Raw genomic sequence first — 8576 nt, 5'->3', positions numbered from 1 at the left:
GCCCGTCGTCATCGTCAACCGCGGAGCCACGCGCGCCGATCAGCGCGCGGCCGTGAAGATCGACGGTGGAACGACCGCCGTGCTGCGGGCGTTCGCCGAGCGGCTTCCGGGACTGCTGTAGGGCTCGACGGGCCGGCCGCCCCCACCCGTGCACCCGGTTAGGCTCGAGGCGTGACGATCCTGACTCTTGTGCGACACGGTGAGACGGCGTGGAACTACGGGGGCCGCATCCAGGGCTCGACCGACATCCCCCTCAACGACACCGGACGCGTGCAGGCGCAGGGAATCGCCGAGACGCTGGCGGCCGAGTACGCCGGTCGCGAGGTGGTCGTCGTCTCGAGCGACCTGTCGCGCGCGGCCGAGACGGCCGATGTGATCGCAGCGGCGCTGGGCACCACGGTGAGTCGACGGATGCCGGGACTCCAGGAGCGCTCCTACGGCGAAGCCGAGGGAATGGACGCGCCGACGTTCGCCGACACCTACGGTCCCTGGCACGCCGCCGACGTCCCGGGTGCCGAGGCGTGGCCCGTCGTGCGCGAGCGCGCCCTCGCCGCGATCGCCGAGGTGCTGGCCGACACCGCCGACGACGTCGACGTCATCGCCGTCGCGCACGGCGCCCTCATCCGCGAGGTGATCATGTTCGCCACCGACGGGGAGTTCCCCCGCCAGGGCGAGCGTCTGCCCAACTGCTCGGCGACGACGTTCCGCGTCGACGGCGACCGCTGGGAGATGCTCGCGTACGCCGGCGTTGCGAGCTGAGCTCAGGCGAGACACTCGGATCCCGCGAGGGATCGGGCACCTCGACCGCGCTCAGCCCTCTGCGCCCCGCGGCACCTCCCGCGCCCGGGCGACGAGCGACCGGGCGTGACGCAGGATCGGCTCGTCGATCATGCGCCCCTCGTGACGGAACACTCCGCGCGCTCCCTCCGCCGCCGCCAGGACGCCCCGCGCCCACGCCACCTGCTCGGGGGGCGGGGCGTACGCCCCGCGAATCGTCGCGACCTGTCCGGGGTGGATGCACGCGGTGGCGGTGAATCCCGAGGCCACGGCATCCCTCGCCTCGTTCGACAGCCCGTCGAGATCGGCGATGTCGACGTGCACGGCGTCGATCGCGCTCTTGCCGAAGGCCCCGGCAGCGAGCAGCACCCGGGCCCGCGATGCCCGTGCGATGTCGCGATACGAGCCGTCGTCATGGCGGCTGGAGGTTCCGCCCAGACTGGCGACGAGGTCTTCGGCGCCCCACATGAGTGCGACGACCTGCGGGAGCGCGGCGATACGCGGGGCGAAGAGCACTCCCCTCGCCGTCTCGCACAGGGCGATGACGTCGTATCCCTCGAGCGGGGCGAGCGCCTCCGGGTCCTCCGCCTTGGCGGCCATCACGCGCCGCACGCGGGTCTGCGCGAGGGCGTCGAGATCCCGCGCGAAGTCGGCCGTCTCGGGTCCGTTCACCCGGACGATCACGCGCGCGGGGTCGGGATCGGCGGCGATCATCGCGGCGCGCGCGGATTCCTTGGCCTCCGGGGCGACGGCGTCTTCGAGGTCGAGGATGGCGGCATCCGCCCTCTCGAGTGCCTTCGACAGGCGTTCGGGTCGGTCACCGGGCACGAACAGGAGCGCCGGCCCCATGTCGAATGCTCGGGTCGGATCCGGGTGACGCCCGCTCATGCCGGTCCCTCCTTCGACCACATCAGCACCGTACGCGTCGCGGTCGCGACGACCTCGTCGTTCTGCGAGCGCCCCGTATGGGCCATGACGACGACCCCCTGACCGGGACGGGATGCCGAGGGCCGCACCGATACGATCTCGGTCTCGGCGACCAGGGTGTCGCCGACGAACAGCGGCGCGGGGAAGCTCACGTCGGTCAGTCCCAGCTGCGCGACGAGCGTGCCCTGCGTCAGCTGCGCGACCGACAGGCCGACGAGGGTCGACAGCGTCCACATCGAGTTGACCAGCGGGCGACCGAAGGGCTGCGTCGCGGAGTAGGCGGCATCCAGGTGCAGGGCCTGCGGATTCATCGTCAGCGTCGTGAAGAGCACGTTGTCGGCGTCGGTCACCGTGCGACCGGGCCGATGGGCGTACCTCTCGCCGACGACGAACTCCTCCAGATACAGGCCCCGCTGCTCGATCATGCGGCCACGGTACCCGTGAGCCCCAGCGCGCGCGAGATGACCATGAGCTGCACCTCGGTGGTCCCCTCGCCGATCTCGAGGATCTTCGAGTCGCGGTAGTGCCGGGCGACGGGGTATTCGTTGATGAACCCGTTTCCGCCGAACACCTGCGTGGCGTCGCGGGCGTTGGCCATCGCGGCGTCGCTCGCGGTCATCTTGGCGACCGCGGCATCCACCGAGAACGGCTTCCCGGCGTCGCACAGGCGCGCGGCGTGCACCCACGCGAGGCGGGCGGTGTGCACGCGGGCGTGCATGCGCGCGAGCAGGAACTGCATGTTCTGCCGCGTCGAGAGGCGCTCGCCGAAGACCGTGCGGCTGCGGGCGTAGTCGACCGCGGCTTCGAGGCAGCCCTCGGCGGCGCCGGTGGCGAGGGCGGCGATCGCGACGCGCCCCTCGTCGAGCGTGCGCAGGAAGTTCTTGAACCCGTGCCCGCGCTCGCCGAGCAGGTTCGCCTCGGGCACCCGCACGCCGTCGAAGGTGAGGGGATGCGTGTCGCTGGCGTTCCAGCCGACCTTGTCGTAGGCGGGACCCACGGTGAAGCCGGGCGTGCCGTTGGGCACGATGATCGTCGAGATCTCGGGGCGGCCCGCGTCGGTGCGCCCGGTCACCGCCGTGACGGTGACGAAGCGGGTGATGTCGGTGCCCGAGTTGGTGATGAACTGCTTGGTCCCGTCGATCACCCACTCGCCGCCCTCGAGACGCGCGGTGGTGCGGGTCGCTCCGGCGTCGCTTCCCGCCTCGGCCTCGGTGAGTCCGAATCCGGCGAGCGCGCGACCGGCGACGAGGTCGGGCAGGTACTCGGCCTTCTGCGCCTCGGTGCCATAGCGGTGGATCGGCATGGCGCCCAGGCCCACCCCGGCTTCGAGCGTGATGGCCATCGACTGATCGACCCGCGCGACGCCCTCGATCGCGACGCAGAGGCTGGCGTAATCCCCGCCCTGACCGCCGACCTCCTCGGGGAACGGCAGCCCGAACAGCCCCAGGTCGCCCATCTGCTGGACGAGGTCGAGGGGCAGTTCGTGGGCGCGGTCGGCCTCGTAGGAGCGCGGGGCGATGACCTCGTCGGAGAACTCGCGCACCATCGCGCTCAGTTCGCGTTCGTCGTCGGTGAAGGCCTGCTGGCTGTCGATGCTCACGGATGGGTCTCCTCAGGGGAGGGGGTGGATGCCGGGATCTCGGCGGGATCGTTCGATCCGGGGCGGGCGGGGGCACCGGGCCCTTCGACAGGCTCAGGCACCTGTGTCGCGACAGGCTCGGGGACCGGGGCTGGGGGCGTCACCGTCGCGACGACCGCGTCGCGCGCCACCTGCGCGCCGGCCGACGTGCGCAGCCGGACGACCCCGGCGTGGGGGGCCACGATCGTGTGCTCCATCTTCATGGCCTCGATCGTGACGAGCCGGGCGCCGGCGCCGACGGTGTCGGCGTCGGCGACGTGCAGGGCGACGACCGTTCCGGGCAGCGGTGCGAGCAGGTCGGGATCGAGGGCTCCCGGCTCGCGGTGCGCCGCGGCGCGTCGCCGGACGGACGCGTCGCGTCGCGACAGCACCCGCAGGCGGTGGGCGCCGCCGTCCGCGTGCACCCAGAACTCGTCGGGGCCGCCCATGACCGTCGCGTCACCGGTCCCCGGCGTCGTGTCGTGCACGCGTCCGGCGTCGTCCTCGAGGAAGACCGTGCGCACCGGGGCGGCTCCGCCGGCGCGCCACGCCCCGACGCGGTCCCAGACCGAGCGGTCGGTGGGGGTCTCGGCATCCGCGATCCGCTTCGCGACCCCGGCGAGGGCCGCGGCGGGCACCTCGGGGGCGGCGGGGGTCCCCCGCCGATCGAGCAGCCCGGTGTCCAGGTCGCCGGCGCGTACCGCCGGGTCGGCGAGCAGTGCGCGCAGGTCGGCGATGTTGGTGTCGACGCCGAGCACGACGGTGCCGGCGAGCGCGGCGTCGAGGCGGGCGAGGGCGGTGGCGCGATCGGGGCCGTGGGCGATGACCTTCGCGATCATCGGGTCGTAGGCGGCGCTCACGACACTGCCGGTCTCGACGGCGCTGTCGACGCGCGCGTCGCCCGGCTGCCAGAGGGTGACGGTCCCGGTGGCGGGCAGGTAGACGCGGGCGGGCGTCTCGGCGTACACGCGCGCCTCGATCGCGTGCCCCACGATCGGGGCGGGACCGGGCTCGAGCGCGAAACCGGCGGCCACGCGCAGCTGCTGCTCGACGAGGTCGACACCGGTGACGAGCTCGGTGACCGGGTGCTCGACCTGCAGCCGCGTGTTCATCTCGATGAAGAACGGCTCGTCGACGCGATCGCCGGCGACGAGGAACTCGACCGTGCCCGCACCGAGGTAGCCGACGCTGCGCGCGGCGGCGACGGCGGCTTCGCCGAGCAGGGCCCGGGTCGTGGCGTCCACGACGGGCGACGGCGCCTCTTCGATGACCTTCTGGTGCCGCCGCTGCAGGGTGCACTCGCGCTCGCCGAGCGAGAGGGTCGTCCCGTGGGCGTCGGCGAGGACCTGCACCTCGATGTGCCGTGGTCTCTCCAGCAGGCGCTCCAGCAGGAGGGTGTCGTCGCCGAACGCCGCGCGGGCGACGCGTCGGGCGGTGGCGAGGGCGTCTGCGAGGTCGGCCGGCCCGGTGGCCACCGTCATCCCCTTGCCGCCGCCACCGGCCGATGGCTTCACGAGCAGGGGGTACCCGGCGCGCTCCGCCTCGACCGCGATCTGCGCGTCGGTCAGGCCCACCGCCGAGAACCCGGGCACCGTGGGCACGTCGTGGGCGGCGACGTGCTGTTTCGCGCGGATCTTGTCGCCCATGACCTCGAGCGCCTCGACGCCGGGTCCGACGAACACGACGCCCGCGTCCGCGCACGCGCGGGCGAAGCCGGCGTTCTCGCTGAGGAAGCCGTAGCCCGGGTGCACGGCCGCGGCGCCCGTCGACACGGCGGCCGAGACGACGGCCTCGGCGTCGAGGTACGAGGGCACGCGCACGGCCCGGTCGGCCTCGCGCACGTGGGGGGCATCGGCATCCACGTCGGTGTAGACGGCCACGGAACGGATGCCGAGACGCCGCAGGGTGCGCATCACCCGGCGGGCGATCTCGCCCCGGTTCGCGACCAGGACGCACGAGAACAAGGAGACGCTCATGGTCACATCCGGAAGAGGCCGAAGCCCCGGTCGGCCAGCGGCACCCGGCTGACGACGTCGAGCGCGAGGCCGAGCATCGTCCGGGTGTCGACGGGATCGATCACGCCGTCGTCCCACAGGCGGGCGGTGGCGTAGTACGGGTCGCCCTGCTGCTCGTAGCGGGCGCGGATGGGTTCTTCGAACGCGCGTTGCTCGGCATCCGTCCACTCCTCGCCCCGAGCGGCGCGCTGGTCCCGCGTGACGGTGGAGAGGACGGATGCCGCCTGCGCCCCGCCCATGACGGAGATGCGGCTCGCGGGCCAGGTCCACAGGAATCGCGGGTCGTACGCGCGGCCGCACATGGCGTAGTTGCCGGCTCCGTACGATCCCCCCACGAGGACGGTGAGCTTGGGTACGCGCGTGGTGGCGACGGCGGTGACCATCTTGGCGCCGTCCTTGGCGATGCCGCCGGCCTCGGCATCCCGGCCGACCATGAAACCCGTGATGTTCTGCAGGAAGAGCAGGGGGATGCCGCGCTGGTCGGCCAGCTCGATGAAGTGCGCGACCTTCAGTGCGGACTCGCTGAAGAGCACGCCGTCGTTGGCGATGACGCCGACGGGGTGGCCGTGGATGCGCGCGAAGGTCGTGATGACGCTCTCGCCGTAGAGCGCCTTGAACTCGTGCAGCGATTCGGCATCGACGAGGGTGTCGATGACGGCGCGCATGTCGACCGGGCGGGTCACGTCGACGGGGACGAGGTCGTAGAGCTCCGCGGGGTCTCGGACGGGGTCCTTCGCCGGTTCGACGGCCCAGACGGGGGCCGGGGTGGGCGGCAGGGTGCGGACGATGTCGCGGACGATCTCGAGCGCGTGCTCGTCGTCGTCGGCGAGGTGGTCGACCACGCCGGAGCGCCGGGCGTGCAGGTCGCCGCCGCCGAGCTGTTCGGCCGTGACGTCCTCGCCGATCGCCGCCTTGACCAGGGGCGGTCCGCCGAGGAAGACGGTGCCCTGGCCTCGTACGATGACGCTCTCGTCGCTCATCGCCGGGACGTACGCCCCGCCCGCGGTGCACGAGCCCATCACGGCGGCGATCTGCGGGATGCCCCGGGCCGACAGCTGCGCCTGATTGCGGAAGATGCGGCCGAAGTGGTCGCGGTCGGGGAACACCTCGTCCTGCATCGGCAGGAACGCCCCGCCGGAGTCGACGAGGTAGACGCACGGCAGGCGGTTCTCGAGCGCGATCTCCTGCGCGCGCAGGTGCTTCTTCACGGTGAGGGGGAAGTACGCCCCGCCCTTCACCGTGGCGTCGTTGGCGACGACCATAACGTGGCGGCCGTGAACGAGGCCGATGCCGGCGACGACGCCGGCGCCGGGGGCCTGACCGTCGTAGAGGCCGTGCGCAGCGAGCGGGGCGACCTCGAGGAAGGGGCTCCCCTCGTCGAGGAGGCGATCGATGCGGTCGCGGGCGAGGAGCTTGCCGCGGGCGGTGTGGCGCTCTCGCGCGGCGTCGGATCCGCCGCGGGAGGTGCGGGCGAGGGTCTCGCGCAGCGCGGCGGCGAGAGCGGCCTGGGTGGGGGCGGATTCCGCGGGGGCTGCACCCGCGTGTTGCGGTGCGGCCGAGATGGGGTCGGCGACCGGTGCTGTGCTCATGGCGGCTCCGTCTCGGGGCCGCATCGTCGACGGCACCGTCGTATCCCTCGGGTCGTTCCGTCGGGAGCGAGTTTCAGTTAATGTTGGCTAACTGAAATGCCAGATTAGTCCGAGCGGATGCCGATGACAAGAGCGAACGAGCAGCCCGAGGAAAGCGCGGGCCCGGATCCGGCGCACGCCGGTCCCGCCTCCGCCGCGACCGGGGCCCTCGCGACCGGCACGGCACGCGACCGCGCCAAGGCGGAGCGTCGCCGCGCCCTTCTCGCCGCGGCCGCGCGCCTGTTCGCCGAGCGCGGCTTCGACGGCGTCACCCTCGAGGAGATCGGCGCCGCGGCGGGCGTGAGCGGTCCGGCGGTCTACCGCCACGTCGCGGGGAAGCAGGCGCTGCTCGGCGCGATCCTCGTCGACGTGAGCGAACGACTGCTGCGCGGCGGCCGCGAGGTCGCCGCGCCCCCCTCACCGGCGAGCCCCGTCGCCGACGCGCCGCCCTCGGTCGCCGCCGACCGGCGTGTCGCCGAATCCCCCCGCAGCCGTGCGCGCCCGGCATCCGGGGACCCGGCTACGGCGCACCCGGCATCCGCGGATCCGGCGCGCGTGTACCCGGGGTCGGGGCTGCTGCGGGAGCTCGTCGCCTTCCACGTCGCGTTCGCGCTCGCCGAGGCCGACGTCATCCGCGTCCAGGACCGCGACCTCGACCGCCTCTCGCCCGCCGACCGCCGCACGGTCCGCACCCTGCAGAACGCCTACGTCGACGTCTGGACCGCCGCCCTCGCGACCGCGGACCCGGATGCCGAGACCCCCGCCGAACGGCGTGTGCGGGCCCTCGCGTGCTTCGGGTTGATCAACTCGACACCGCACAGCGTGCGCGGCGTGCCGTCGTCGCGCGTGCGTCCGACGCTGACCCGCATGGCCCTCGCGGCCCTCACCGCCTGACCCCCGTCCCGTCCCCTCGCCGGTCGGGTGTCCACGACACCCGGACGCCCCCGATATCCCGTCCGGGTGCCGTGGACACTCGGTGCGCGGGAGGTGCCGAGGGCGACCACTCCCCCGGCACCCGGCCCGTCCCTCGACGCGACGGTCGCTCGCTCAGCGCAGCAGCATCGCCCTCCCGGGCTCGCGCAGCACGCCGGCGACGTCGCTCAGGAACCGCGCCGCCTCGGCGCCGTCGACCAGTCGGTGATCGAACGAGAGGCTGAGGGTCAGCACGTCGCGCAGGGCGATCTCGCCGTGGTGCTCCCACGGGGTGCGGCGCAGGGCGCCGACGGCGAGGATCCCGGCTTCCCCCGGATTGAGGATGGGGGTCCCGGCATCCACGCCGAAGACTCCGACGTTGGTGATCGAGAACGTCCCGCCGGTCATGGCGGCCGGGGCCGTGCGGCCGGCGCGGGCGGTGGCGGCTAGCTCGGCGATCGCGTCGGCCAGGTCGACCAGGTCGAGGCGGTCGGCGTCGGCGATCACCGGCACGACCAGGCCGCGGTCGGTCGCGGCGGCGATGCCGAGGCCGACGTAGTGGTGCTCGACGATCTCGCCGTTCGCCTCGTCCCACTTCGCATTCAGCGCGGGTGTGCGTCCCAGGGCGAGGCACACCGCCTTCGCGACGATCGCGAGCAGCCCGATGCGATGCCCGTCGAGGGCCCGGTCGGTCTTGAG

General features: G+C 73.3%; 8 protein-coding genes and 1 pseudogene. 3 read left to right on the top strand and 6 right to left on the bottom strand.

Annotation, left to right across the window (positions count from 1 at the left end):
• Together QZ433_RS08195 and QZ433_RS08190 are read left to right on the top strand one after the other, a co-directional pair.
• Positions 1 to 121: pseudogene (locus tag QZ433_RS08195) on the top strand (NAD-dependent deacetylase); the annotation flags it as partial.
• Between the two features lie 50 nt (positions 122 to 171).
• The gene (locus tag QZ433_RS08190; RefSeq protein WP_295781756.1) at positions 172 to 759 is read left to right on the top strand and encodes a histidine phosphatase family protein; all 588 of its coding nucleotides are present in this window, start codon (positions 172 to 174) and stop codon (positions 757 to 759) included.
• Positions 760 to 810: 51 nt separating this feature from the next.
• Here QZ433_RS08190 and QZ433_RS08185 read toward each other — a convergent pair whose 3' ends face one another.
• From QZ433_RS08185 to QZ433_RS08165, 5 genes are read right to left on the bottom strand one after another with little or no spacing between them, the layout of a single operon-like run.
• Positions 811 to 1665 (bottom strand): CoA ester lyase, encoded by an 855-nt coding sequence (locus tag QZ433_RS08185; protein WP_295781753.1) that lies wholly within the window; start codon positions 1663 to 1665, stop codon positions 811 to 813.
• Positions 1662 to 2129, bottom strand: a complete 468-nt coding sequence (locus QZ433_RS08180) for a MaoC family dehydratase (protein ID WP_295781750.1) — start codon at positions 2127 to 2129, stop codon at positions 1662 to 1664. The genes QZ433_RS08185 and QZ433_RS08180 overlap by 4 nt, the downstream gene beginning before the upstream one ends.
• Positions 2126 to 3304 (bottom strand): acyl-CoA dehydrogenase family protein, encoded by a 1179-nt coding sequence (locus QZ433_RS08175; protein ID WP_295781747.1) that lies wholly within the window; start codon positions 3302 to 3304, stop codon positions 2126 to 2128. Before QZ433_RS08175 ends, QZ433_RS08180 begins: the two co-directional genes overlap by 4 nt.
• Positions 3301 to 5298 (bottom strand): biotin carboxylase N-terminal domain-containing protein, encoded by a 1998-nt coding sequence (locus QZ433_RS08170; RefSeq protein WP_295781744.1) that lies wholly within the window; start codon positions 5296 to 5298, stop codon positions 3301 to 3303. Before QZ433_RS08170 ends, QZ433_RS08175 begins: the two co-directional genes overlap by 4 nt.
• A gap of 2 nt (positions 5299 to 5300) precedes the next feature.
• A complete protein-coding gene (locus tag QZ433_RS08165) occupies positions 5301 to 6926 on the bottom strand; it encodes a carboxyl transferase domain-containing protein (RefSeq protein ID WP_295781742.1) in 1626 nt (541 codons plus the stop codon).
• A gap of 123 nt (positions 6927 to 7049) precedes the next feature.
• Here QZ433_RS08165 and QZ433_RS08160 point away from each other — a divergent pair, with 123 nt between their 5' ends.
• Complete coding sequence (locus tag QZ433_RS08160) at positions 7050 to 7859, top strand: TetR/AcrR family transcriptional regulator (RefSeq protein WP_295781740.1); 810 nt, start codon at positions 7050 to 7052, stop codon at positions 7857 to 7859.
• Between the two features lie 153 nt (positions 7860 to 8012).
• On the opposite strand, the gene QZ433_RS08155 is transcribed toward QZ433_RS08160, so the two are convergent.
• Positions 8013 to 8576: 2-oxo acid dehydrogenase subunit E2 (locus QZ433_RS08155; protein ID WP_295781738.1), on the bottom strand; the 564-nt coding region annotated here is incomplete at its 5' end.

Source organism: uncultured Microbacterium sp. (assembly GCF_913776565.1).
In the GTDB taxonomy this organism is placed as follows: domain Bacteria; phylum Actinomycetota; class Actinomycetes; order Actinomycetales; family Microbacteriaceae; genus Microbacterium.
The sequence above is the reverse complement of the archived record's forward strand: the minus strand, read 5'-3'. Positions and strand labels throughout refer to the sequence as shown.

Excerpts from the sequence above, each read along its gene's own strand:
- QZ433_RS08185 (WP_295781753.1), bottom strand. The coding sequence starts at position 1,665 with ATGAGCGGGCGTCACCCGGATCCGACCCGAGCATTCGACATGGGGCCG.
- QZ433_RS08180 (WP_295781750.1), bottom strand. The coding sequence starts at position 2,129 with ATGATCGAGCAGCGGGGCCTGTATCTGGAGGAGTTCGTCGTCGGCGAG.
- QZ433_RS08170 (WP_295781744.1), bottom strand. The coding sequence starts at position 5,298 with ATGAGCGTCTCCTTGTTCTCGTGCGTCCTGGTCGCGAACCGGGGCGAG.
- QZ433_RS08165 (WP_295781742.1), bottom strand. The coding sequence starts at position 6,926 with ATGAGCACAGCACCGGTCGCCGACCCCATCTCGGCCGCACCGCAACAC.
- QZ433_RS08160 (WP_295781740.1), top strand. The coding sequence starts at position 7,050 with ATGACAAGAGCGAACGAGCAGCCCGAGGAAAGCGCGGGCCCGGATCCG.